The organism is Curvibacter delicatus NBRC 14919, assembly GCF_001592265.1.
GTDB lineage: Bacteria > Pseudomonadota > Gammaproteobacteria > Burkholderiales > Burkholderiaceae_C > Hylemonella > Hylemonella delicata.
This window is the reverse complement of the sequence record NZ_BCWP01000020.1, coordinates 36,922-61,716: the sequence shown is the minus strand read 5'-3', so window position 1 is coordinate 61,716 and position 24,795 is coordinate 36,922. Positions and strand designations below refer to the sequence as shown.

Sequence of the window (24,795 nt, the reverse complement as noted above, 5' to 3'; positions counted from 1 at the left end):
GTTCAATTCAATCAATTACTTAGACTCGCTGTGCGTCTTAACTCCATCAAGCTGTCCGGGTTCAAGTCGTTCGCCGAACCCACCAACTTCATGCTGCCGGGCCAATTGGTGGGTGTGGTCGGCCCCAACGGTTGCGGCAAGTCCAACATCATGGATGCCGTGCGCTGGGTGTTGGGCGAAAGCCGCGCCAGCGAACTGCGCGGCGAGTCCATGCAGGACGTCATCTTCAACGGCACCAACAACCGCAAGCCGGCCAGTCGCGCCAGCGTGGAGCTGGTGTTCGACAACGCCGACCACCGCGCCGGCGGCCAGTGGGGCCAGTACGCCGAAGTGGCGGTCAAGCGCGTGCTGACGCGCGACGGCACCAGCAGCTACTACATCAACAACCAGCCGGTGCGCCGGCGCGACGTGCAGGACGTGTTCCTCGGCACCGGCTTAGGGCCGCGCGCCTACGCCATCATCGGCCAGGGCACCATCAGCCGCATCATTGAGTCCAAGCCGGAAGAGCTGCGCCTGTTCCTGGAAGAGGCGGCCGGTGTTTCCAAGTACAAGGAGCGCCGCCGCGAGACGGAAAACCGCCTCTCGGACACGCGTGAGAACCTGACCCGCGTTGAGGACATCCTGCGCGAACTCAACGCCAACCTGGAGAAGCTGGAACGCCAGGCCGAGGTGGCGCAGAAGTACAACGCACTGCAGTCGGACGTCACGCTCAAGCAGCACCAGCTCTGGTACCTGCGCCGTAGCGAGGCCGAGGCTGACCAGGCCAAGATCCGCCAAGACGGCGAAAAAGCCGTCATCGAACTCGAATCGCGTGTGGCCGACCTGCGCCACATCGAAGCGGACCTGGAAACCATCCGCCAAGCGCACTACGCCGCCGGCGACCAGGTCAACCAGGCCCAGGGCCTGCTGTACGAGGCCAGTACCGAAGTGGGCCGGCTGGAGGCCGAGATCCGCTTCGTGGTCGAAGGCCGCCAGCGGGTCGAGGAACGCCTGATCACGCTGAAAGAGCAGACCACCCAGTGGGCCACCCGTAAGGAAGATGCTGCCGCCGAGATCGAGCGACTGGCCGAACTGGCGCTGATGGGGGAAGAAAAGAACGAGTTGCTGGCCGCCCAGCTGGAAGAGCAGGCCCTGGCCTTGCCCGATCTGGAAGAGGCCCTGCGGCAGACGCAAAGCCGCGCCAACGAGCAGCGCGGCAGCGTGGCCCAGGTGCAGCAGCAAATCCAGGTGCTGGCCGCCGAGCAGCGCAATATTGAAGAGCAGTCGCGCCAGTTGCAACAGCGGCGCGAACGCCTGAGCGCGGACAAGAATGCACTGGCGGCGCCCGACGAGGCGCGCCTGCAGAACCTGCAAAGCCAGCTGGCCGAGGCCACCGAGGCCGCCAGCGTGAACGAGGCCCGGCTGCAGGAGCTGCAGGAACAGGTGCCGCAGCTGGACGAAGCCCGCCGCACGCAGCAGGAAGCCGTCAACACCGAATCCGCCCGCCAGGCCGACCTGTCGGCGCGCATGGAAGCGCTCAAGGCACTGCAGGAAAAGGTCAAGACTGACGGCAAGCTGCAACCCTGGTTGGCCAAGCATGGCCTGGCCGACCTGCAGGCCTTGTGGACCAAGATCCACGTGGAGTCCGGCTGGGAAAACGCCCTGGAGGCGGCGCTGCGCGAACGCATGGGCGCGCTGGAGGTCAGCCGTCTCGACATGGTGCGCGCTTTCGGCGCCGATGCGCCGCCGGCCAAGCTAGCCTTCTACAGTGCGCCGCAGGCCGGTGCGCCGGAGAAAACGGCCAGCCTGCCGCGCCTGTCGGACCTGCTGCGCGTCAATGACGCCGGCCTGAAGGCCGTGCTGGTCGACTGGCTGCAAGGCTGTTATGTGGCGCAGAGCTTCGAGGACGCGCTGGCGCAACGCGCCCAGCTGCAGCCGGGCGAAACCCTGTACGTCAAGACCGGCCACGCTGTCAGCGCGCACAGCGTCAGCTTCTATGCGCAGGACTCTGAACAGGCCGGCCTGCTGGCCCGCGCCCAGGAAATCGAAAACCTGGAAAAGCAGCTGCGCGCCCAGTCCCTCATCGTGGATGAAGCACGCAGCGCCCTGATCCGCGCCGAAGCAGCCTACGCCGATGCCTCGCAGCGCCTGGTGACAGCACGCCGGGAGGCGAGCGAGAGCCAGAGCCGTGCGCACGAGTTGCAGGTCGAGACCCTGCGTCTGACGCAGCTGGCCGAGCAGACCCGCGCCCGCAGCGAACAGATTGCCGGCGACATGGCCGAAGTCGACGCCCAGCTGGAAGACCTGCAGGAACGCCGTGTGGCGGCCGAAGCGCGCTTCGAAGAACTCGACATGCAATTGGCTGACAGCCAGGAGCGCCACGCCCAGTTGGACGAAAAGGTGCTGGAAGCCGAGCGCAAGCTGAATGCCTGCCGCGAACAGCAGCGCAGCCTGGAGCGCCAGGCGCAAGAGGCCACCTTCTCGTTGCGCACGCTCGATGCCCGCAAGGCCGAGTTGTCGCGCGCCATTGAAACCGCCGAGCAGCAGGCCACCTCGCTGGTGGCCGAAGAGCAGCGCGCCCGTGACGAGCTGGCACGCCTGACCGATGCTGCCGCCCAGGCCGGCCTGCAGAACGCGCTGGCCCTGAAGCTGGAGCGCGAGCAGGTGCTGGCGGCCAAGCGCAGCGAATACGACGACCTGACGACCAAGCTGCGCGCCAGTGACGAGCGTCGCCTGCAGCTCGAACGCGAGCTGGAGCCGCTGCGCCAGCGCATCACCGATTTCCAGCTCAAGGAACAGGCGGCACGCCTGGGGCTGGAGCAGTACGCCCAGTTGCTGGCCGATGCCCAGGCCGATCTGGAGGCCGTGGCCAAGTCGATCGCGGAGGGCAATGTCCGCCTCACCGGTCTGCAGGGCGAGATTGACCGCCTGAACCGCGAGATCGCGGCGCTCGGTGCCGTCAACCTGGCGGCGCTGGACGAGTTGGCCCATGCGCGCGAGCGCAAGCAGTTCCTCGACGCCCAGTCGCTGGACCTGACCGATGCCATGAACACGCTGGAAGCCGCCATCCGCAAGATTGACGGCGAGACGCGTGAACTGTTGGGCGGCACCTTCAAGATCGTCAACGAGCATTTCGGCCGCATGTTCCCCGAGCTGTTTGGTGGCGGCCAGGCCAAGCTGATCATGACCGGCGACGAGATCCTGGACTCCGGCGTGCAGGTGATGGCGCAGCCGCCGGGCAAGAAGAATCAGACCATCCACCTGCTGTCGGGTGGCGAGAAGGCGCTGACCGCCATCGCGCTGGTGTTCGCCATCTTCCAGCTCAACCCGGCACCGTTCTGTCTGCTGGACGAGGTGGACGCGCCGCTCGACGACGCCAACACCGAGCGTTATGCCAAGCTGGTGAGCAGCATGAGCAAGGGTACGCAGTTCCTCTTCATCAGCCACAACAAGATCGCGATGGAGATGGCCGAGCAGCTGATCGGCGTGACCATGCAGGAGCAGGGTGTCTCGCGCATCGTGGCGGTGGACATGGAGTCCGCGGTTTCCATGGTAGAGGCGGCCTGACACGATGAGCACACTGCAGATCGGACTGGCAATCGCAGGCGGGCTGGTGCTGGCCGGCGTGGTGGCGCATGGCGCCTGGACCTCGCGGCGCAGTCTGCCGCGCCAGGCCGACCCGCAGGTGCCGCGAGTCGAGCCGGAGGCGGGGCCGATCGAGCCGGTTTTTGATCCCGACCTCGATCCCCAAGGCGGAGCCTTTCCGCTGCCTGCCATCGAGAAAAAGCCGCTGATGGATTCGCTGATCGATGTCATCGCGCCGATCACACTCGACGGCCCGGTCTCCGGCGACGCCGTGCTGGCCGCCTTGCCGGCCACGCGCCGCGTCGGCAGCAAGCCGTTTGCGGTGGAAGGGTTGAACGAGGTCACCCAGCAATGGGAACTGCCGCATGTGGGGCAGCGTTACGGCGTGTTGCAGGCCGGCATCCAGCTGGCCAACCGTTCGGGGGCGCTCAACGAGATCGAATATTCCGAATTTGTCGTCACGACCCAGGCTTTTGCCGACGTCGTGGGCGGCACGCCGGAGTTTCCGGAGATGCTGGACGAAGTGGCACGCGCCCGTGAACTCGACAACTTTGCCAGCGCGCATGACGCCCAGCTCGGCTTCACGCTGCGCGCGCGCAATGCAGCCTGGAGCCCGGGTTATGTGCACCAGTGCGCCGCACGCCTGGGTTTTGTACCGGGGGCCATTGCCGGCCGCATGGTGCTGCCGGCCGCTGTGCCCGGCCAGCCGCCCCTGCTGGGCCTGGCGTTTGATTCTCAGGCCGCCTTGTCCGAAGACCTTGACCAGTCCGCCTTGCGCGAGCTCAGCCTGAGCCTGGACGTGGCCCAGGTGGATCGTAGCGAACACCCTTTCGCGCGCATGCGTGAGGTGGCCGAATCGCTGGCCGCCACCATGGACGGCCTGTTGACCGACGACAACGGCCAGCCCTTGAGCACTGAGGCGCTCGATCAGATCGGGGCCGAGCTCGAAAAACTCTACGACACGCTGGATGCGCGCGAGCTCTCCGCCGGCTCTACTTTGGCGCGCCGTCTGTTTTCTTGACCTTCGTCCGTCTTCCTGACGACATGACCACACCGGATTTGTTCGATACGCCGCCGCCTGGGCCTGACCGGGCTCGCGTGGCCGAGTTGCATCGCCTGCTGCACCACCACGCCCACCGCTACTACGTGCTCGACGAGCCGGAAATCCCGGATGCCGAGTACGACCGTCTGTTCCGCGAGTTGCAGGCCATTGAGACAGCGCATCCGGAGCTGGTGACGCCCGATTCGCCAACGCAACGTGTCGGCGGCAAACCGTTGGCGCAGTTCGCCAGCGTGCGCCATGCCGTTCCGATGTTGAGCATCCGCACCGAGACTGACACCGAAGCCAGCGGCGCGGAGGCCTTCGATGCGCGGGTGCGGCGTGAACTGGGCTGGGGCGAGACCGAACCCGCCGTCGAGTACGTGGCCGAACTCAAGTTCGACGGCTTGGCCATCAACCTGCGCTACGAGCAGGGTGTGCTGGTGCAGGCCGCCACGCGAGGTGATGGCGAGGTGGGCGAGGATGTGACGCAGAACATCCGCACCATCGGTCAGATCCCATTGCGTTTGCCGGATGGCGTGCCGGCCATCCTGGAGGTGCGTGGTGAGGTCTACCTGCGGCGCGACGACTTCAATGCCCTCAACGAGCGGCAGCGCGAGAAAGGCGAGAAGACCTTCGTCAATCCGCGCAATGCGGCGGCCGGTGCGGTGCGCCAGCTCGACCCGGCCATTGCCGCCCAGCGGCCCTTGAGCTTTTTTACCTACGGCTTGGGCGAGGTCACGCCCGGGGCGGTCCAGGTGGCTTCCCACTTCGCGTGGCTGCAGTTGCTGAAATCATGGGGTTTTCCGGTCTGCGAGCACGTGGTGATTGCGCGAGGTGCTCCTGATTTGATAGCATTCCACCGTCGCATGGGCGAGCTGCGCGACAGCCTGCCCTACGACATCGACGGCGTGGTCTACAAGGTCAACCGGCTGGACCTGCAGCAGCAGTTGGGTTTCGTCACGCGTGAGCCGCGCTGGGCGGTGGCGCACAAGTACCCGGCGCAGGAAATGCTGACCACGGTGCAGGCGATCGAGGTGCAGGTGGGCCGCACCGGCAAGCTCACGCCGGTGGCCAAGCTGGCGCCGGTGTTCGTGGGCGGCGTGACGATGACCAACGCCACGCTGCACAACGAGGACGAAGCGCGGCGCAAGGACGTGCGCATTGGTGACACCGTGATCGTGCGCCGTGCCGGCGACGTCATTCCCGAAGTGGTGGCGGTTCTGCCGGAGAAGCGCCTGCCGGGCGCCGAGATCTTCACCATGCCGCGCACTTGCCCGGTGTGCGGCTCGGCCGCGGCGCGGGAAGAGGGCGAGGCCGACTACCGCTGCACCGGCGGCCTGTTCTGCAGCGCCCAGCGCAAGCAGGCCATCCTGCATTTTGCGCATCGTCGTGCGGTCGAGATCGAAGGCCTGGGCGACAAGCTGGTGGACCAGCTGGTGGACAGTGGTGTGGTCAACACCCTGCCGGACCTGTACCGTCTGGGCCTGACGGCGCTGGCCAGCCTGGAGCGCATGGCCGACAAGTCGGCGCAGAACATCGTCGAGGCGCTGGAGAAGTCCAAGCAGACCACCTTGCCGCGTTTCCTCTTTGGCCTGGGCATCCGCCATGTGGGCGAGGCCACGGCCAAGGCACTGGCGCGTCATTTCGGCAAGCTCGACGCCATCATGGACGCCAGCGAGGAACAGTTGCTGCAGGTGGCCGACGTCGGCCCGGTGGTGGCGCAGAGCATCCGTACCTTCTTCGAGCAGCCGCACAACCGCGAGGTGGTGGAGCAACTGCGTGCCTGTGGCGTCACGTGGGAAGAAGGCGAACCAGCACCTGCCGAGGTGCAGCCGCTGGCCGGCAAGACCTTTGTGTTGACAGGCACCTTGCCGACACTCAGTCGTGACCAGGCCAAGGACATGCTGGAAGCCGCTGGCGCCAAGGTGGCCGGCTCGGTCAGCAAGAAGACCGACTACGTGGTGGCTGGGGCCGAGGCCGGCAGCAAGCTGGAGAAGGCACAGGCGCTGGGCATCGCCATCCTGGACGAGGCTGGGCTGCTCGCCTTGCTGGAGGCATCGGCGGGCTGAAGTGCATCAGTCCTGCTGCGGGGGCGTGTCGTCATGATGCTCCGGGCGCTGCCACAGCCACAGTGCCACGGCCGTCATGCAGGCGATGGCCAGCCCGGCGGCCCAGCGCGAGTGCGAACTCAGCAGCAGGTAGGTTCCGCTGGCCGCCATGACCCCGGTGGCCATCCATTTGGAGCGCCGGCGCACCACGCCGCCGTGGCGCCAGTCGCGGATCATGGGGCCGAAGGCCGTGTGCTCCTCCAGCCAGGCCAGCAGGCGGGGTGAACTGCGTGCCGCCGCCCAGGCCGACAGCAGGATGAAGGGCGTGGTCGGCAGCACCGGCAGGAAGATGCCGATCAGACCCAGCAGCAGGAACAGCAGCGCCAGCACCAGATAGACCCAGCGCAGCAGGGCCGACAGCGGGACGGCGAGGACCTGGGGACTCGGTGCGGATGGGCGGGGCGGGGTCATGGCGTGATTGTGCCGCTCTTGTATGCTTGAGTGCTACCAATTCCGAATTCCCATGACCGTCCGTACCATCCTCAAGATGGGCGACCCGCGCTTGTTGCGCGTCGCTCAGCCCGTGACCGAATTCGACAGCGACGCGCTGCATCTGCTCATCACCGACCTGCTCGACACCATGCAGGCGGCCAACGGTGCCGGCTTGGCGGCGCCGCAGATCGGCGTGGACCTGCAGGTGGTGATCTTTGGCAGTGGCGAGTTCAACCCGCGCTACCCTGACGCGCCTGTGGTGCCGCGCACTGTGCTGTGCAATCCGGTCATCACGCCGATCGGTGAGGCTGAGGAAGAGGGCTGGGAAGGTTGTCTGTCGGTGCCGGGCCTGCGTGCCGTGGTGCCGCGCTGGCAACGCATCCGCTACACCGGTTTCGATCAGTATGGCGACCCGATCGACCGTACGGTCGAGGGTTTTCACGCCCGCGTGGTGCAGCACGAGTGCGACCATCTGATTGGCAAGCTCTATCCGATGCGGGTGCGCGATTTCACGCAGTTCGGTTTCACCGAGGTGCTGTTTCCCGGTCTGGATGCGGGCCAGGACGACTGAGTTCTCGCCTTGGAGCGATTGAGCGCCGCTGGGTCATTCCAAGTCGCGAGGGTCTCCTTGGAGGACTGCAAACCACCCGCATTGGGAGCGCGGGTGCTTTATGACGACAGCACGTCCAGCAGTTCCGTCTCGATTTCCAGCTGCGCCCGGTTGTTCTGCAGGGCTTGGCCGCAGATCAGGAAGCTGTCGTCCACGCGTTCACCGAGGGTGTTGACCTTGGCCAGCTGCAGGTTGATCCCGTGCTGCGCCAGCACGCGTGCCACTTTGTACAGCAGGCCGGTCTGGTCGCTGGCGGTGATGCTGAGCAGCCAGCGTTGGGCTTTTTCGTCCGGCCGGAGGCTGACGCGCGGCATGAAGGGAAAACTCTTGACGCGTCGCGACTGGCGGCCACGGCTGGGTGCGGGCAGCGGACCGCCTTCCATGATGGTGCGAGCCAGTTCTGCCTCCACCATGTTGGTCAGTTCGCGGTAGTGGTCGGGCATGGCGGACGTGACGATCTGGAAGGTGTCGAGCGCATAGTTGTTGCGCGCGGTGTGGATGCGGGCGTCGAGGATGCTGAAGCCGGCGTGGTCGAAATAGCCGCAGATGCGGGCAAACAGGTCGGGCTGGTCCTTGGCGTAGACCAGCACCTGCAGCCCTTCGCCCACCGGGGAGCGGCGGGCCCGCACGATGGGCTTGTCAGAGCCGACATGGCGTGACAGCTGCCGCGTGTGCCAGGCGATGTCGGCCGCGTCGTGGCGCATGAAGTAACTCACGTCCAGCGTGTCCCACAGCGGCTTGTGCGCTTCGAAGGGCAGCGAGTGCAGCGCCAGCTGGATCAGCGCCTCACGCTTGCGTGCCTCCACCTCGGCATCGGGTGAGGGGACCAGGCCGCCCAGGGCGCGCAGGGTGTAGCGGTACAGGTCTTCCAGCAGCTTGCCTTTCCAGGCATTCCAGACCTTGGGGCTGGTGCCCCGGATGTCGGCCACGGTCAGCAGGTAGAGCGCCGTCAGGTAACGCTCGCTGCCCACCTGCTTGGCGAAAGCGGCAATCACATCCGGGTCGGTCAGGTCGGACTTCTGCGCAATGTGGCTCATCGAGAGGTGTTCCTTGACCAGGAACTCGATGAGCTGGGCATCATCACGCGCGATGCCATGCTGGCGGCAGAAGTGCCGCACCTCGACCGCGCCCAGCGAAGAATGATCGCCGCCACGGCCCTTGGCGATGTCGTGGAACAGCGCTGCCGCATACAGGATCCACGGCTTGTCCCAGCCAGCGGCCAGTTGCGAACAGAACGGGTACTCGTGCGCATGCTCGGCCATGAAGAAGCGCCGCACATTGCGCAGCACCATCAGGATGTGCTGGTCCACGGTGTAGACGTGGAACAGGTCGTGCTGCATCTGGCCAACGATGCGGCGGAAGGTCCAGAGGTAGCGCCCCAGCACCGAGGTCTGGTTCATCAGGCGCATGGCGTGCGTGATGCCCTGGGGCTGCTGCAGGATGCGCATGAAGGTCTGCTGGTTGGCCGGGTCCTTGCGGAAGCGGCTGTCCATCAGGCCGCGCGCGTTGTACAGCGCACGCAGCGTGCGTGCCGACAGGCCCTTGGCGCCTTCGGTGGTCTGGTAGACCAGGAAGGTTTCCAGGATGGCATGCGGCTCACGCTGGTAGAGGTCATCGCTGCGCACCTCGATCAGGCCGGCCTTGTCGGCAAAGCGCTCGTTGATCGGCAGCGGCGGCTGCACGGTGGGGTTGAGCCGCTCCTCGATGTTGAGCAGCAGGATCTGGTTGAGCTGCGCCACCGCCTTGGCGGCCCAGTAGTAGTGGCGCATCAGCGCTTCGCTGGCGCGGACCTTGGTCCGGACATCGTTGGTGTCTGATCGTTTCGCCGACGGGCCGCCCCGAGGCGGAACAGCCCCCTCGGGGGGCAGGGTGGAGACGTCAGTGCCGAGCGTGGGGGCCGGCAGTCCGTAGCCAAAGGTGTTGGCCACCGCGGTCTGCAGGTCGAACACCAGCCGGTCTTCACGCCGGCCGGCAATCAGGTGCAGGCGCATGCGGATGAGCTGCAGCATGGCCTCGTTGCGTTTGAGCTGGCGTACCTCGAAGGGGGTGACCAGGCCGGATTTGGCCAGTTCGTCCCAGGACTTGCCGTAACTCGCAGCCTGGGCCACCCAGAGGATGATCTGCAGGTCGCGCAGGCCGCCGGGGGATTCCTTGCAGTTCGGCTCGAGCGAGTAGGGGGTGTCCTCGAACTTGCTGTGGCGCTGCTGCATCTCCAGTGTCTTGGCGACAAAAAAGGCGCGCGCGTCCAGGCTCTGGCGGAACTGCCAGCGGAAGGTCTTGAACAGCTCGGTGTTGCCGGCAATCAGGCGCGATTCCAGCAACGCCGTCTGCACCGTCACGTCCTTGGCCGCCTCGGCCAGGCATTCAGATACGGACCGTACGCTGGAGCCGATTTCCAGGCCGGCGTCCCAGCAACTGCTGATGAAGGACTCGATGCGCTGGCGCAGGGCCTCGTCGCTGTCGGGAGACAGTCCTTCGGGCAGCAGCAGGAGCACGTCGATATCGGAATGTGGGAACAGTTCGCCGCGGCCGAAGCCGCCGACGCCAACCAGGGCAAAGGGCTGGCCGAAGCCAGCCTGCTTCCACAGGGTCTTGAGCGTGCTGTCGGCCAGGCGGGCCAACTGGCGCAGCGTGCTGCGCACATGGCGCGTGGAGGCGCCACTCTCGGTGACATTCTTCAGCAGTTCGGCCTTGCGGGCGCGGTACTGGTCTCTCAAGGTCTGGATGGTTTGCATCACCAAAATGAAGCAGGAATCAGGCCAGACGAGAAGAAGGTCAGGCCTTCGCAGCCGCCGTCACGAAAGCCGGTACCGGCGGGCTGCCGGCCGACAGCGTCAGTACTTCGTAGCCGGTGGGCGTGACCAGGATGGTGTGTTCCCACTGGGCCGACAGCGAGTGGTCCTTGGTGACGATGGTCCAGCCGTCGCCCAGCTCCTTGATGTCGCGCTTGCCGGCGTTGATCATGGGCTCGATGGTGAAGGTCATGCCGGGTTTGAGTTCGTCCAGCGTGCCGGGTTTGCCGTAGTGCAGCACCTGCGGCTCCTCGTGGAATCCCAGGCCGATGCCGTGGCCGCAGAACTCGCGCACCACGGAAAAACCGTTGCTTTCGGCGAATTTCTGGATCGCCCAGCCGATGTCGCCCAGGTGTGCGCCAGGTTTGACCTGCATGATGCCGTGCCACATGGCGTCATAGGTCATGGCGCACAGGCGCTTGGCCGCAATCGAGGTCTCGCCGACCTGGAACATGCGGCTGGTGTCGCCGTGCCAGCCGTCCTTGATGATGGTGATGTCGATGTTGACGATGTCGCCCTTCTTGAGCGGCTTGTCGTTCGGGATACCGTGGCAGACCTGGTGGTTGATCGAGGTGCAGATCGACTTCGGGTAGGGGTTGTAGCCCGAGGGGGCGTAGTTCAGCGGCGCGGGAATCGCGCCTTGCACGTCCACGATGTAGCCATGGGCCAGCATGTCGAGTTCGTTGGTGGTCACGCCGGGCTTGACATGGGGGGCGAGGAAATCCAGCACTTCGGCGGCCAGGCGGCAGGCCACGCGCATGCCGGCAATGCCGGCTTCGTCTTTGTAGGTGATCGTCATGGGGGTGAATTATCCCATTGGCCGAGGATTCCCGCAGGCGGGAACGGTAAAGTCCGCCAGGACTTCAGCGCAGACTCACAATTGCCCGTAGGGCTTGTGACGTCGGAGCTAAAATCACAGGTTTCCACGGACCACCGTCCGCCACCCTCATCAAGGCCACCACAGTGACCCTGCATATCAGCTCTTTCGAAGGCGGTAGCGCGCTCAGCGCTTTCCGCGTCCAGCAACTTCTGCCCGGCCTGCAGGCCATCCACGACAAGATCAGCGGCATTGCCGCGCGCTTCGTGCATCTGGTGGCCAGTGATACGGCCCCCGATGCCGACCTGAAGCACCAGCTTGGTGCCTTGCTGACGTATGGCGATCCCTATACCGGTCCCACGGACGGACCGCTGATCGTGGTGTCGCCGCGTTTCGGCACCGTGTCGCCCTGGGCCTCCAAAGCCACCGACATCGCCCACAACTGCGGCCTGGCCGTGCACCGGGTGGAGCGCATCGTCGAATACCGGCTGACGCTCAAGTCCCCCTTGCTGGGCAAGGCCAGCCTGACGCCGGAGCAGTTGGGCCAGGTGGCGGCACTGTTGCACGACCGCATGACGGAAAGCGCCATGACCACGCGCGAGCAGGCCTGTGAGCTGTTCACCGAGCTGCACCCGGCGCCAATGGAGCATGTCGACATCCTGGGTGGCGGTCGCGCCGCACTGGAAAAGGCCAACGTGCAGTTCGGCCTGGCGCTGGCCGACGACGAGATCGACTACCTGGTCAAGGCCTTCAACGACCTGAAGCGCAACCCGACCGACGTCGAGCTGATGATGTTTGCCCAAGCCAATAGCGAACACTGCCGCCACAAGATTTTCAACGCCGACTTCACAATCGACGGTGTGCGCCAGGAACGCAGCATGTTCGGCATGATCCGCCACACCCACCAGACCAGCCCGCAGCACACGGTGGTGGCCTATTCCGACAACGCCTCCATCATGGAAGGCAATCCGGTTGAGCGTTTCGTGGCCAAAATGGCCTCCAGCCCTTCCGGTTACAGCGCCGACAGCTATCAAAAAGAGAGCGCTCTCAACCATGTGCTGATGAAGGTGGAAACCCACAACCACCCGACCGCCATCTCGCCATTCCCGGGTGCTTCCACCGGCGCCGGCGGCGAAATCCGCGACGAGGGTGCCACCGGCCGCGGCTCCAAGCCCAAGGCCGGCCTGAGCGGCTTTACCGTCTCCAAGCTGTGGGGCGGCTGGTCCGATGAGGCCGGCGGCAAGCCCGAGCACATTGCCAGCCCGCTGCAGATCATGATCGAGGGCCCGCTCGGTGGCGCGGCCTTCAACAACGAATTCGGCCGTCCCAACCTGGCCGGTTATTTCCGCGAGTACGAGCAGACTGTCACCAGCGATGTCGACACGGTGCAGCGCGGTTACCACAAGCCCATCATGATCGCCGGTGGTGTCGGTGTCATCGATGCCCAGCTGACGAAGAAGATCGAATTCCCGGCTGGCACGCTGTTGATCCAGCTTGGCGGCCCGGGCATGCGCATCGGCATGGGCGGTGGTGCCGCCAGCTCCATGGCCACCGGCGCCAACGCGGCCGAGCTCGACTTCGACTCGGTGCAGCGCGGCAACCCGGAGATCGAGCGCCGGGCGCAGGAGGTCATCAACCACTGCTGGGCCCAAGGCGACAAGAACCCGATCCTGGCCATCCACGACGTCGGTGCCGGCGGCCTGTCGAATGCCTTTCCCGAGTTGACCAACGATGCCGGCCGCGGTGCGCGCTTTGATTTGCGTGCCGTGCCGCTGGAAGAGTCCGGCCTGGCCCCGAAGGAAATCTGGTGCAACGAGAGTCAGGAACGTTATGTGATGGCGATTGCGCCGGAATCGCTGGAACAGTTCAAGGCCTTCTGCGAGCGCGAGCGCTGCCCGTTTGCCGTGGTCGGCGTGGCCACCGAAGAGCGCCAGCTGGTGCTGGCCGACGAGGGGGCCGAGAGCCCGGTCGACATGCCGATGAACGTGCTGCTGGGCAAGCCGCCCAAGATGCACCGCGATGTCAAGACCATCGCGCGCCAATTCAAGCCGCTGGACCTGACCGGTGTCGATCTGCAGAAAGCGGTGATCGACGTGCTGAGCCACCCGACCGTGGCCTCCAAGCGTTTCCTCATCACCATCGGCGACCGCGCCGTGGGCGGCCTGACGCACCGCGACCAGATGGTCGGCCCCTGGCAGGTGCCGGTGGCCGATGTGGCCGTGACGTTGGCCGACTACGCCGGTTTTGCCGGCGAAGCCATGAGCATGGGCGAGCGCACGCCGCTGGCCGCGCTCGATGCGCCGGCTTCCGGCCGCATGGCGGTGGCCGAAGCCATCACCAACCTGCTGGCCGCACCGATCGAACTCTCGCGCGTCAAGCTCTCAGCCAACTGGATGGCCGCCTGCGGCGAACCGGGTGAAGACGCCGCGCTGTACGCCACCGTGCAGGCCGTCGGCATGGAGCTGTGCCCGGCGCTGGGCGTGTCGATTCCGGTCGGCAAGGACAGCCTGTCCATGCGCACGCAATGGCAAGTCCCTGCAAGCCCCTCCGGTAGCGGCAACGAGAAAAAGAAGGTTACCTCGCCGGTGTCGCTGATCGTCAGTGCCTTCGCCACGCTGGCTGATGTGCGCGGCACGCTCACGCCACAGCTCGATGCCAGCGAGGCCGACAGCACGCTGCTGCTGGTCGACCTGGGTAAGGGCCGCAACCGCATGGCCGGCTCCATCCTGGCGCAGACGCTCAACCAGTCCGGCGACACAGTGCCGGATCTCGACGACCCGCAGGACCTGATCAACCTGGTCAAGGCCGTCAATGCGCTGCGTGCGCAGGGCAAGATCCTGGCCTACCACGACCGCAGCGACGGCGGCCTGTTCGCCGCCGCAGCCGAGATGGCCTTTGCCGGCCATGTCGGCGTGGCGCTCAATGTGGACCTGCTGGTCACCGAGGGTGATGGCATTTCCGACAGCCGCATGGACGCCGGGGACAGCAAGAACTGGGCGACCCAGGTTCAGGCCCGGCGCGAAGAACTGACGCTCAAGGCCCTGTTCAATGAAGAGCTGGGTGTGGTGCTGCAGGTCCGCACGGCCGAGCGCGATGCGGTGCTGCAGGTGCTGCGCGAACACGGCCTGTCCAAATTCAGCCATGTCATCGGCAAGACCCGGCCCGCCGGTGGTGCCGTCACGGCCGGGGTGGGTGAGGTCCAGGTCTGGCGCGATGCCAAGGCCGTCTTCAGTGCCTCGCTGGCCGATCTCCACCAGGTGTGGGACAGCGTGAGCTGGAAGATCTGCCAGCAGCGCGACAACACCGCCTGTGCCGATGCCGAGCACGCAGCCGCCGGTGCGCCCAACGACCCGGGTATGCATGTGCACCTGACGTTCGATCCGGCGCAACAGCTGGCGCCCGCCTTGCTGACCAGCCGCCCCAAGGTGGCCGTGCTGCGCGAGCAGGGTGTCAATTCGCACGTCGAGATGGCCTACGCCTTCCATGAGGCCGGCTTCGAGGCCCATGACGTGCACATGACCGACCTGCAGAGCGGCCGCGCCAGGTTGCAGGACTTCAAGGGGGTTGTCGCCTGCGGTGGTTTCTCCTACGGTGACACGCTGGGCGCCGGCATTGGCTGGGCGCGCTCCATCACCTTCAATCCGGTGCTGGCCGAACAGTTCAAGGCCTTCTTCGGCCGCACCGACACCTTCGGCCTGGGCGTGTGCAACGGCTGCCAGATGTTTGCCGAGCTGGCCGACATCATCCCAGGCGCACAAGACTGGCCGCGCTTCACCACCAACCGCAGCGAGCGCTTCGAGGCGCGCCTGTCGATGGTGGAGGTGCTGGAGTCGCCGTCGCTGTTCCTGCAGGGCATGGCCGGCAGCCGCCTGCCGATTGCCGTGGCACACGGTGAGGGCTACGCCAACTTCGCCTACCGCGGCAACGCGGCCAAGGCGATTGCGGCCATGCGTTTTGTTGACAACCACGGTGCGGCCACCGAGACCTACCCGTTCAACCCGAACGGCAGTGCCGGTGGTTTGACCGCGGTCACCACCGCGGACGGCCGTTTCACCGCCATGATGCCGCACCCCGAGCGCGTGTTCCGCAACATCCAGATGAGCTGGACCAATCTGGATGCAGGCGTTGCCAGCCCTTGGATGCAGGTGTGGCGCAACGCCCGCAAGTGGGTCGGTTGATGAAGGGCAGGCCGCGTCAGGCCCGCAGGCATTGCGGGCACACGAAGCTGCGGGATTGACGACGAAGCATGGCGAATCGTTCCGTCTTCAGGGTCTTGCTGCTGGGGCTGGGGCTGCTGGTGCTCATGCTCGGTTACCAACTGCGGGTGGGTTACGAGTCGGCCTTGAGCCGGGCCCATCACGATGCAGAAAATCTGGCCTTCGCACTGGATGGTCAGATTCGAGCGATTTTCCGCCGGATTGAAGGCAGCCTGAGCAATATCGCAGGCCAACTTCCCAAAGAGGCGCTGCAGATTGGCGCGGTAGAGTCTTACCGCGAGCGGGTGGCGCAGATCCTGATACCCCTGACAGAGAATTTCCCGGAGCTGGGGAGCTTTTATGTCTGGGATGCCGAGGGCAACAGCCTGTATGGCTCGGTGCCGCCGGCCATGCTGCAAAAACGTGCCAGCATCGCGCAACGGCCGGGTTTCCAGCTTCTGAAGAACGACCCTTCCGTCAACATTGCCTATTCCGATGCCATCCGCGGCACGGTTTCCGGATTGCAGACAGTCGCGGCCTACATGGCGGTGAGAGATTCCTCCGGTCAGCTGAAAGCCGTTCTCTCCGGCACGCTCAATCTGGCCTACCTCGAGCAGGCTTTCAAGTCGCTGCAGCTGGACAAGGGCAGCGTGGTGTTCATTCGGCGCAGCGACAACCACAACCTGGTGATCCGCTACCCCATGCGCGGCTCGGACATCAACACACCGGTGCGCAATCCGATTCAGGCTCGCATCGACGCGGGCGAGACAGAGGGGCGTGAGCGTTTCAAGGCCGTGACGGATGGCGAATACCGCATCTACGCGTTTCGCAAGCTGGAGCAGTTTCCCTTCTATATCGTCGTCGGGATTGCGGAGCGCAGTGCCTTGCGTGCCTGGGACACGAATGTGCTCTACATGGTGGGCGGCGGCTGCATCTTGCTGCTGGTGCTGGGGGGGCTCCTGCTGCGGATGCGCCGGGAGGAACGGCTCCGACTGGCAGCGCAGCAAGAGGTCGAAATCATGCATCGGCTGATGAATGAAGCCGTGGACAACATTTCCCTGGGTTTCACGATTTTTGACCCGAAGGGCAAACTGGTCATCTACAACAAGGCCTACCTCGACATGCTCGGCGATTGCCGCGACACGGTCCACCCGGGCACCACTTTCAGAGAGTTGGCACGCCTCTCGGCAGAGCGGGGGCTGTATGTCAAGGCAAAAGATCGGATCGATGCCTGGGTGGCTGAACGCGTTCGAATCCACGAACAAGCCAATGGGCAGCCTTTGGGGCAAGAGTTGACCGACGGCCGTTGGGTGCTGGTGATCGAGCATCGGACACCCAGCGGCTATATCGTCAGCAACCGCATCGACATCACCGAACGCAAGCGGCTCGAAGCCGAGCTGAAGGCACTGGCCAGCATGGATGCCCTGACCGGCTTGCCCAATCGGCGCCAGTTCATGGCCCGGCTGGCCGAAGAGCAGCAGCGTGTTCAACGCAAGATGACCCAGAGCGCCTGCGTGCTCATGCTCGACATTGACCACTTCAAGCAAATCAACGATACCTACGGGCACGCCGGCGGTGACATGGCGTTGCAGCATTTTGCAGCCCTGATGCATGCCGAGCTGCGCTCGATCGACAGCTGCGGCCGCCTGGGCGGCGAGGAGTTCGCCATCCTGTTACCGGGCGCCAGCCTGGAGGCGGCCCAGCGCATCGCCGAACGCCTGCGCCTGAAACTGGCTGAATCGAGCGTCGAGATTGATGGCAAGTCAGTGGCGTTGACGGCCAGCATCGGCATTGCGTTGCTTCATCCGGCTGACGTGAACCCGGACGCTGTTCTGCAGCGTGCCGATGGCGCGCTTTATGAGGCCAAGGCCACAGGGCGAAATCGTGTCGTTGTCGAGCAGGGCATGGCCTGAGCGGCGGCGCTCACAATTCCGAGGCATCTTTGATCACGTGCGGCTTGTAGATCACTAGAATGCTGCATTCGCTCGCTGACAGCGATTCGTAAGCCATGGTATCGAACGCCTCCGACTGCCAGACCACGGATTGACGCATCCCATCGCCGTCCCTGCCATCGTGGGCGATGAGGCCGTTGCCGTATCTTGTGCCGATGTCGATCACGACGGCGGTGAAAACCGACGCATCGCTACAGCTGTCGGCGGAGGATGTCCAACGTTGCTCAATGCGGGAAACGCGTTTGTCCTTGAAATAGAAGGTGGTCTGGAACGGCAAGCCTGAGATCGGGGTGTCGGGCAGCGCCCACAGGCCGCGCAAGCCGTTCGGGCCCGGCACAGGTTTTCGCATCCGGACCAGCGACTCGAAGCGGGCCTGCAACTCCGCTTCGCTGCTGCCCAACAGCAGGCCGTCAAGCGGGGCGTTGGCAGATGCCGTCAAAGCGGCCAGCAGCGTGCACAGGGTGATGACGCGCCGCAAGCTCATGAGGTCGTCGCGGTACGCGGAACAGGTCTGGCGGGACGCGTCCGGTAGAACTTCAATGGCGCTGCCGCCGCTTCGCGGGCGGTCTGGTTCAGCACCGAGGTCTTGATCTTGCCGACCACATGCATTTCGCACGGCTTGCAGTCAAAACGCAGTGTCAGCTTTTCCTTGCCGTTGATCAGCGTCAGCGGCTCGGCGCGCACCGTGCCTTGCACGCCGGTCACGCCCTTGGCCTGCTTGGGGCACAGGCTCAAGGAAAAACGCACGCAGTGCTTGGTGATCATCAGGCTGACTTCGCCTTCCTCTTCCTGGCTCTCGTAGGCTGCGGCAATCACTTTCACGCCGTGTTTGGCGTAAAAATCGCGCGCCTTCTCGTTGTACACATTGGCCAGGTAGGTGAGGGTGTCTTCCGGGTAGGGCACCGGCGGCTCCACGGGGCGGGCACGGGGTGGGCGCTGGTAGGCGGCGGCACGGGCGGTTTCCAGTGCGTCCACCGCATCGCGGCGCAGGGCATTGAGCAGCGAAGCCGGAACGAACCAGGGCTGGCTCAGGTTCAAGGTCATGTCGATCGGCTCGAAGAGCGTTGCCCCAAAGCGCCCCAGCTGTTCACGCAAGGTGTGCTCAGCCTGGGCGGCATCCTTTGCCGGCGTCTTGGTGGCCTGAACACGTGCGCTGGCGCTGTGGCCGTCTTCGTCGGTCAGCTGCAGGGCAAAACCGTCCGCAGTTTCGTCCAGCCTGACCCAGACACCGATGCGGCGTTCGCTGGACTTCTTCTCCAGCATGCGCACCCAGTTCATGTCGCGGTTGCGATTGAGCTCGGTGCCTTTGCGCAAATCCTTGAAGCCGGTCATCGGGTCTTTGGGGTAGACGCGCCACTGGTCCACCGCCAATGCACTGGCCGGCTCGGCACGGTTGATGGCCATGCCAACCAGTTCCTTCTGCAGGTCGTAGTAGCACAGGCCGTCGCCGTTGTGCAGCACGGTGCCGGGCTCGCTTGTGGTCAACTCCACGAAATCCGGGCCAACCTTGGTGACGTAGCCGAGGTGGCGGCCCGGGTTCTTCGGGGTGTCAAAGGCACCAATGTCGTCCTTGCGGCCCTGCACGAAGTAGTCGGTGAACTCGCGGTTGAAGTTCTGGTCCGGGTCCGGGGTGAAAGTGAAGCTGGTGTGGCCGCTGGAGGCGCGGGCCAGATCGGGGCGCTGCTCCAGCAGTTCATCAAACAGCTTGCGGTAGTGGGCCGTGATGTTCTTGACGTAGGCCAGGTCCTTGTAACGGCCCTCGATCTTGAAGCTGCGGATGCCGACATCAACCAAGGCCGCCAGGTTGGCGCTCTGGTTGTTGTCCTTCATGGAGAGCACGTGCTTGTCGTGCGCAACGAAACGGCCCTGGCTGTCCATGACCTGGTAGGGCAGGCGGCAGGCCTGCGAGCAGTCGCCACGGTTGGCGCTGCGCCCGGTGTGGGCATGGCTGATATAGCACTGGCCGCTGTAGGCCACGCACAGTGCGCCGTGGACAAAGAATTCCAGCGTGCAGTCGGTCTGCGCGCGGATCGCCTTGATCTGCTCCAGTGTCAGTTCGCGTGCCAGCACGATCTGGGACAGACCGGCATCCTGCAGGAAACGCGCTTTCTCAGGGGTGCGGATGTCGGTCTGGGTGCTGGCGTGCAGCTGGATCGGTGGCAGGTCGATCTCCAGCAGGCCCATGTCCTGGATGATCAGGGCATCGACCCCGGCATCAAAGAGCTGCCAGGCCAGCTTGCGCGCCGGCTCCAGCTCGTCGTCGCGCAGGATGGTGTTGAGCGTGACGAAGATGCGGCTGTTGAAACGGTGGGCATGCTTCACCAGCCGGGCGATGTCCTGCACCGAATTGTCGGCGCTGGTACGCGCACCGAAGGACGGGCCGCCGATGTAGACGGCATCCGCACCATGGTTGATGGCTTCAATGCCGATATCGGCACTGCGTGCGGGCGACAGGAGTTCGAGCTGGTGGTCGGGCATGGACATAACCGTTAATTATCCCAGCCCGAACGGTTTTGCGCCGGCTCGGGGCGTGGCCCCAAGCCGCCTGCTCAGAATTCGACCTTCTCGCCCGGATTGACCACCAGCATCTTGCCGGACTCGGAACCCAGCGCCGCCGAGAACTCGGCGGTTGTGCCTTTGAGTTGCGGAATGGTGCCGTAGTGGATGGGCAGGGCGTACCGGGGCTTGAGGTAGTTCTTCACCGCATAGGCGGCATCGGCCGGGCTCATGACGAAATGGCCGCCGATCGGAATCAGCACCAGGTCGGGTTTGTAGTACTCGCCGATGAACTTCATGTCACCAAACAGGCCGGTATCGCCCATGTGGTAGATCTTGAAGCCGTTCTCCAGCTCGATGATGAAGCCCACCGGTTCGCCGCCGACATGCACTTCGTCCTTGTTGGTGGCCGGGTTCTTCCAGGCCAGCTCCGACGAGTGCTCGGCGTGGGTGGCGGTGATCTTCACGCTTTTGGGGCCGAAGGGCTCGATGGTGCCGCCCTTGCCGAAGCGCGGCGCCTGCTCGACCGGCAGGATGCCCAGCGTGGCCACGGTCTGGTTCATGCCGGCCGGGCCGTACATCGGGATCTTGTGCATCTTGGCCAGGTCCGGGGCATCGGCAAAGTGGTCGAAGTGGGCGTGGGTGACCAGCACCAGATCGACCTTGCCCAGCGCTTCCAACGTCTTGAAATTGGCCGGGGTCTTGGGGTTGCTGCGCAGCCAGGGGTCGACCACGATGACCTTGCCGCCGGGGGTGGTGATGCGGGTGGCGGCCTGGCCAAGCCAGAGCACTTCGGTCTTGCCGTTCTGTGCGGCGGCGCCGAGTGCGGCAGCCAGCAAGGCGCTGCCGAGCAGCAGGGGTCTCAACAGGGAAGAAATGCCGGTCGTCATGGAGGCTCCTTGAGTGATGATGGTCGAGCGCCGATTGGACACAGGCATGCTGCCGGCGTCAAGGGTGGCGACCCGCATCGTGCACGCACCATGAAAAAACGCGGCCGAGGCCGCGTTGATTCCGGGATGCCGACAGGGCCTTATTCGATCTTGGCCTTGGCGCGCAGGTCTTCCTGGTACTTCATCAGCTTTTGCTGACCCAGTTGCTGGGCGATCTGCGGCTTGACGTCTTCCAGCTTGGGCAGTTGCGCTTCGCGCACGTCGTCCAAGCGGATTACGTGGTAGCCGAACTGGCTCTTGACCGGGGTCTCGGTGATCTTGCCCTTGGCCAGCTTGACCATGGCGTCAGAGAATTCCTTCACATAGCTGCCGGCGCTGGCCCAGTCGAGGTCGCCACCGTTGGCGCCGGAACCCGGGTCCTTGGACTGCTTCTTGGCGATGTCCTCGAACTTGGCACCCTTCTTGAGCGAGGCGATGATGGCCTTGGCCTGGTCTTCCTTCTCCACCAGGATGTGGCGGGCACGGTATTCCTTGCCGCTGTTGGCGGCAGCGAACTTGTCGTACTCGGCCTTGATCTCGGCGTCCGTGACGGGGTTGTTCTTCTGGAAGGTGGCGAACAGCTCGCGGATCAGGATGGCCTGGCGTGTCAGTTCCATCTGGGACTTGAAGTCTTCGCTGGCGTCCAGGCCGAGCTTTTGCGCTTCCTGCACGAACAGTTCGCGGGCAATGACCTCATCCTTGATCTGGCCCATCATTTCAGGCGACACCGGGCGGCCGGCGCGGGCCAGCTGCTGTGCCAGCGCATCAACGCGCGTCGTCGGCACCGGCTTGCCGTTGACGATGGCGACGTTCTGCGCTGCGGCCGGCACGGCCAAGGCGCTCAACAGGGTCGCGGCGGCGAGGGCCGAAAAAATCTGCTTCTTCATCATGGGTCCTACTAGGTACGGAAAGGAACGGAAACAAAAAACAAGGGTGTCGGCCGGGTGCTCACATGCGTTCACAGGGTCTCAATGGCAATCGCATGCACGCCTTGGGCGATGAAATCCTGCAGCGCATCATACACAAGGCGGTGGCGGGCCACGCGCGTCTTGCCCTCGAACAGCGGCGAGGCGATGCGAACCCGGAAATGGGTGCCGAAACCGGTGCCATTGGCGCCGGCATGCCCTGCGTGGGCGCCGCTTTCATCGATCACGTCCAGCATCGTGGGCGCCAGCGTGTTGCGCAGCTGCTGCGCCATGTGTTCGGCGAGTTGGGAGAGGTCGCCGCTCATGCTTCGTCACCCTTGCCGCCGTGCAGATGGCGCGCAATGTAAAACCCCTGGGCCACAATGAACAGCAGCGGAATGGCGTAACCCCAGAGCTTGAAGTTGACCCAATCTTCGGTGCTGTAGAACGCAGCCACATAGCCGTTGAGCGCTGCCATGAAGACGCAGTAGACGATCCAGGCCTGGTTCAGCCGCATCCACACGGCATCCGGGAGCTCCAGCTGGCTGCCCAACAGGATCTTCAGGAAGTTCTTCTTCATGCCCCACAAGGCAACCGCCAGCGCTATCGCCATGGCGGCGTAGAGCACGGTGGGTTTCCACTTGATGAAGCGTTCGTCGTGCAGCAGCAGCGTCATGGCGCCAAAGACCAGGATCAGCGCCAGCGTGATCTTGTGCATGGCCTGCAGCTTGCGGTCGATGGCATAGATCAGGCCCATCTGAGCGACGGTCGCGACCATCAGCACACCGGTGGCGACATAGATGTCGTAAAACTTGTAGGCCCCGAAGAACAGCAGGATGGGGAAGAAGTCGATCAGAATTTTCATGCAGTGATTATCAGGCGTTCACACAGGCAACGGCATATGAAGTGTCCCAGCGGGAAACGCCGTGGAACCGGCTTCGCCGGGCCACTAGCGTTGCCCCCTGCAAGGGGGGAGGAGGAGCGACACGCAGTGCGCGCAGCCTGGGGGTGTTCAATTTTCAGGGCCTGAACTCAAGGGAAGCCGAGTTCATGCAGTAGCGCAGGCCGGTGGGCGCCGGGCCGTCCTCGAACACATGGCCCAGGTGAGCGCCGCACTGGGCGCACAGGGTTTCGACGCGGACCATGCCGTGGCTGGTGTCGCGCCGTTCCTCGATCGCGCCGGGCAGGGCCGCCTGCCAGAAGCTGGGCCAGCCGCAGCCGGCATCGAACTTGGTATTTGAATCGAACAGCTTGGCACCGCAGCAGACGCAGTGGTACTGGCCGGGCTGCCAGTGGTCTTCATAGCGGCCGGTGAAGGGGCGCTCGGTCGCGGCGTGGCGCGTGACTTCGAAGGCCGCCGGTTCGGCGCCTTTCTCGGCCAACAGGGCTTTCCACTCGGCTTCGGTTTTCTGGACAGGATGGCTCATGATGAACAGCTGATTTCAATCGTTGAAGCCCAGTCGGGCGGGAAAGATGCCTGGGCTTCAAAGCCCGGGTGTTCGTCGAAGGGATTTTCCAGCAAGGCCTGCAGGCTGGTGACACCGGCAAAGTCCTTCTCGCGTGCCTGCCGGATCGCCAGCTCGCCCAAGTGGTTGCGCAGCACGAACTTGGGGTTGGTTTTGAGCATCAAATCGGCACTTTGGCCTTGATCTGACTGCGCCAGGCGCTCCGAATACTGTAGCAGCCAGGCATCCAGAGCGGCACGGTCGAGGAACAGGTCGCGCACCGGGCTGGCATTGCCATCGGCCGCGAAATGGCTCAGGCGGCGCCAGAAGATGGTGTAGTCGACCCGGTCCTGCGCCAGCAGCTTGAGGATGCCGTCAATCAGGGCGCGATCCCCCGGCTGGGGCTGCAGCAGGCCCAGCTTGGCCCGCATGCGCGCCTCCAGCTCGGCCGGGAACACGGTCTTGTAGGACTCGAGTGCGGCCAGCGCCAGTTCCTGCTCGCCGATCAGCGGCAGCAGCGCCTGCCCCAGGCAGAACAGGTTCCAGTAGGCGATATTGGGCTGCCGGTTGTAGGCGTAGCGGCCCTGGGTGTCGGAATGGTTGCAGATGTGGGCCGTGTTGAAGGCGTCCAGGAACTGGAACGGGCCGTAGTCGATGGTCAGGCCCAGGATGCTCATGTTGTCGGTGTTCATCACGCCGTGGCAGAAGCCCACCGCCTGCCACTGCGCCACCATGGCCGCGGTGCGCTCGCTCACCGCTTCCAGCAGGGCGGCATAGGGGTTGCCGGCGAATTTGGCCGTATGGCGGCAGTCCGGGTAGAAGCTGTCGATGACGAAGTCGGCCAACTGGCGCAGTTGCTCATGCTGGCCGCTGTAGGCGAAGTGCTCGAAATGGCCGAAGCGGATGAAACTCGGCGCCACCCGCGTCACCACGGCGGCGGTCTCAATCGTTTCGCGGCGGATCGGGGCGTCCGAGCCGGTGACGCACAGGGCGCGCGTGGTCGGGATGCCCAGCGCGTGCATGGCCTCGCTGGCCAGAAACTCGCGGATGCTGGAGCGCAGCACGGCGCGGCCGTCGCCCATGCGCGAGTAGGGGGTGCGCCCGGCACCTTTCAGTTGCACTTCCAGGCCACCGTCGGTCTCACCCAGCAGCAGGGCGCGCCCATCGCCGAGCTGGCCAGCCCAGACGCCAAACTGGTGCCCGCTGTAGACCGAGGCCAGCGGGGTGCTGCCTTCCAGCCCTTGGTTGCCGGTGAAGGCCGCCAGGGCCGCGTCGGACGCGAGCCAGTCACTCGACAGACCCAGCTCGCCGGCCACGGCGGCGCTGCGCCCGACCCAGTAGGGTGCGGGCAGGGGTGTGGGCATGAGCCGGGTATGGAAATCCGGGCCGAGGGCGGCAAAGCGGTTGCGCCAGCGCAAGCCGTTGGCCGCCGGCGGAGCAGGGGCGTCGACAGTCATGCTGACATTGTCCCGCAGTGGCTTCAGGCCTGCCGCCCGAAGGGCTATCG

17 protein-coding genes are annotated in these 24,795 nt (G+C 64.9%); 6 read left to right on the top strand and 11 right to left on the bottom strand.

Annotated elements, in window-relative coordinates; translation table 11 throughout:
• Positions 1 to 30: 30 nt before the first annotated feature.
• Genes smc through ligA form a run of 3 tightly spaced genes read left to right on the top strand, consistent with a single transcriptional unit; the run spans position 31 to position 6,675 of the window.
• Positions 31 to 3,546, top strand: coding sequence for a chromosome segregation protein SMC (smc, locus tag CDE01S_RS10970; RefSeq protein WP_066707050.1), 3,516 nt, complete (start codon positions 31 to 33; stop codon positions 3,544 to 3,546).
• Between the two features lie 4 nt (positions 3,547 to 3,550).
• Positions 3,551 to 4,585: a cell division protein ZipA C-terminal FtsZ-binding domain-containing protein gene (locus CDE01S_RS10965; RefSeq protein WP_066707047.1), complete on the top strand. Its 1,035-nt coding sequence runs from the start codon at positions 3,551 to 3,553 to the stop codon at positions 4,583 to 4,585.
• 23 nt (positions 4,586 to 4,608) lie between these two features.
• A complete protein-coding gene (gene ligA / locus CDE01S_RS10960) occupies positions 4,609 to 6,675 on the top strand; it encodes an NAD-dependent DNA ligase LigA (RefSeq protein WP_066707045.1) in 2,067 nt (688 codons plus the stop codon).
• 6 nt (positions 6,676 to 6,681) lie between these two features.
• Here the strand turns inward: ligA and CDE01S_RS10955 are convergent, their stop codons facing one another.
• Complete coding sequence (locus tag CDE01S_RS10955) at positions 6,682 to 7,125, bottom strand: YbaN family protein (RefSeq protein WP_066707043.1); 444 nt, start codon at positions 7,123 to 7,125, stop codon at positions 6,682 to 6,684.
• Between the two features lie 52 nt (positions 7,126 to 7,177).
• On the opposite strand from CDE01S_RS10955, the gene def reads away from it, so the two are divergent.
• Positions 7,178 to 7,717, top strand: a complete 540-nt coding sequence (gene def / locus CDE01S_RS10950; protein WP_066707041.1) for a peptide deformylase — start codon at positions 7,178 to 7,180, stop codon at positions 7,715 to 7,717.
• A gap of 98 nt (positions 7,718 to 7,815) precedes the next feature.
• Here def and CDE01S_RS10945 read toward each other — a convergent pair whose 3' ends face one another.
• Positions 7,816 to 10,491, bottom strand: a complete 2,676-nt coding sequence (locus CDE01S_RS10945) for a [protein-PII] uridylyltransferase (protein ID WP_066707084.1) — start codon at positions 10,489 to 10,491, stop codon at positions 7,816 to 7,818.
• Between the two features lie 40 nt (positions 10,492 to 10,531).
• Positions 10,532 to 11,347 (bottom strand): type I methionyl aminopeptidase, encoded by an 816-nt coding sequence (gene map / locus CDE01S_RS10940; protein WP_066707039.1) that lies wholly within the window; start codon positions 11,345 to 11,347, stop codon positions 10,532 to 10,534.
• Positions 11,348 to 11,511: 164 nt separating this feature from the next.
• On the opposite strand from map, the gene purL reads away from it, so the two are divergent.
• On the top strand, positions 11,512 to 15,543 hold the full coding sequence (purL, locus tag CDE01S_RS10935; protein ID WP_066707037.1) for a phosphoribosylformylglycinamidine synthase: 4,032 nt from the start codon (positions 11,512 to 11,514) through the stop codon (positions 15,541 to 15,543).
• 68 nt (positions 15,544 to 15,611) lie between these two features.
• On the top strand, positions 15,612 to 17,474 hold the full coding sequence (locus CDE01S_RS10930; protein WP_066707035.1) for a sensor domain-containing diguanylate cyclase: 1,863 nt from the start codon (positions 15,612 to 15,614) through the stop codon (positions 17,472 to 17,474).
• Between the two features lie 10 nt (positions 17,475 to 17,484).
• Here CDE01S_RS10930 and CDE01S_RS10925 read toward each other — a convergent pair whose 3' ends face one another.
• The 8 genes from CDE01S_RS10925 to CDE01S_RS10890 form a co-directional block, all read right to left on the bottom strand.
• On the bottom strand, positions 17,485 to 17,997 hold the full coding sequence (locus CDE01S_RS10925; RefSeq protein ID WP_157077107.1) for a hypothetical protein: 513 nt from the start codon (positions 17,995 to 17,997) through the stop codon (positions 17,485 to 17,487).
• Positions 17,994 to 19,997: a peptidase U32 family protein gene (locus CDE01S_RS10920; protein ID WP_066707030.1), complete on the bottom strand. Its 2,004-nt coding sequence runs from the start codon at positions 19,995 to 19,997 to the stop codon at positions 17,994 to 17,996. Before CDE01S_RS10920 ends, CDE01S_RS10925 begins: the two co-directional genes overlap by 4 nt.
• A gap of 65 nt (positions 19,998 to 20,062) precedes the next feature.
• A complete protein-coding gene (locus tag CDE01S_RS10915; protein WP_066707027.1) occupies positions 20,063 to 20,899 on the bottom strand; it encodes a metal-dependent hydrolase in 837 nt (278 codons plus the stop codon).
• A gap of 140 nt (positions 20,900 to 21,039) precedes the next feature.
• Positions 21,040 to 21,825 carry a peptidylprolyl isomerase gene (locus tag CDE01S_RS10910; protein WP_066707082.1) on the bottom strand — a complete coding sequence of 262 codons (786 nt, stop codon included), beginning with the start codon at positions 21,823 to 21,825 and terminating at the stop codon, positions 21,040 to 21,042.
• A 71-nt stretch (positions 21,826 to 21,896) separates the two neighbouring features.
• Complete coding sequence (locus tag CDE01S_RS10905; RefSeq protein ID WP_066707024.1) at positions 21,897 to 22,169, bottom strand: BolA family protein; 273 nt, start codon at positions 22,167 to 22,169, stop codon at positions 21,897 to 21,899.
• Positions 22,166 to 22,708: a septation protein A gene (locus tag CDE01S_RS10900; RefSeq protein WP_066707021.1), complete on the bottom strand. Its 543-nt coding sequence runs from the start codon at positions 22,706 to 22,708 to the stop codon at positions 22,166 to 22,168. The genes CDE01S_RS10905 and CDE01S_RS10900 overlap by 4 nt, the downstream gene beginning before the upstream one ends.
• Before the next feature lie 154 nt (positions 22,709 to 22,862).
• Positions 22,863 to 23,270 carry a peptide-methionine (R)-S-oxide reductase MsrB gene (gene msrB, locus CDE01S_RS10895; RefSeq protein WP_066707019.1) on the bottom strand — a complete coding sequence of 136 codons (408 nt, stop codon included), beginning with the start codon at positions 23,268 to 23,270 and terminating at the stop codon, positions 22,863 to 22,865.
• A complete protein-coding gene (locus CDE01S_RS10890) occupies positions 23,267 to 24,745 on the bottom strand; it encodes a protein adenylyltransferase SelO (protein WP_066707079.1) in 1,479 nt (492 codons plus the stop codon). The genes msrB and CDE01S_RS10890 overlap by 4 nt, the downstream gene beginning before the upstream one ends.
• Positions 24,746 to 24,795 lie beyond the last annotated feature (50 nt).

Bases quoted from the DNA above. Each gene is read 5' to 3' on its own strand.
- msrB (WP_066707019.1), bottom strand. From the start codon at position 23,270: ATGAGCCATCCTGTCCAGAAAACCGAAGCCGAGTGGAAAGCCCTGTTG.
- CDE01S_RS10920 (WP_066707030.1), bottom strand. From the start codon at position 19,997: ATGTCCATGCCCGACCACCAGCTCGAACTCCTGTCGCCCGCACGCAGT.
- CDE01S_RS10965 (WP_066707047.1), top strand. From the start codon at position 3,551: ATGAGCACACTGCAGATCGGACTGGCAATCGCAGGCGGGCTGGTGCTG.
- CDE01S_RS10930 (WP_066707035.1), top strand. From the start codon at position 15,612: ATGGCGAATCGTTCCGTCTTCAGGGTCTTGCTGCTGGGGCTGGGGCTG.
- CDE01S_RS10900 (WP_066707021.1), bottom strand. From the start codon at position 22,708: ATGAAAATTCTGATCGACTTCTTCCCCATCCTGCTGTTCTTCGGGGCC.
- CDE01S_RS10915 (WP_066707027.1), bottom strand. From the start codon at position 20,899: ATGACGACCGGCATTTCTTCCCTGTTGAGACCCCTGCTGCTCGGCAGC.
- CDE01S_RS10925 (WP_157077107.1), bottom strand. From the start codon at position 17,997: ATGAGCTTGCGGCGCGTCATCACCCTGTGCACGCTGCTGGCCGCTTTG.
- CDE01S_RS10955 (WP_066707043.1), bottom strand. From the start codon at position 7,125: ATGACCCCGCCCCGCCCATCCGCACCGAGTCCCCAGGTCCTCGCCGTC.
- CDE01S_RS10945 (WP_066707084.1), bottom strand. From the start codon at position 10,491: ATGCAAACCATCCAGACCTTGAGAGACCAGTACCGCGCCCGCAAGGCC.
- CDE01S_RS10910 (WP_066707082.1), bottom strand. From the start codon at position 21,825: ATGAAGAAGCAGATTTTTTCGGCCCTCGCCGCCGCGACCCTGTTGAGC.
- map (WP_066707039.1), bottom strand. From the start codon at position 11,347: ATGACGATCACCTACAAAGACGAAGCCGGCATTGCCGGCATGCGCGTG.
- ligA (WP_066707045.1), top strand. From the start codon at position 4,609: ATGACCACACCGGATTTGTTCGATACGCCGCCGCCTGGGCCTGACCGG.
- def (WP_066707041.1), top strand. From the start codon at position 7,178: ATGACCGTCCGTACCATCCTCAAGATGGGCGACCCGCGCTTGTTGCGC.
- CDE01S_RS10890 (WP_066707079.1), bottom strand. From the start codon at position 24,745: ATGACTGTCGACGCCCCTGCTCCGCCGGCGGCCAACGGCTTGCGCTGG.
- CDE01S_RS10905 (WP_066707024.1), bottom strand. From the start codon at position 22,169: ATGAGCGGCGACCTCTCCCAACTCGCCGAACACATGGCGCAGCAGCTG.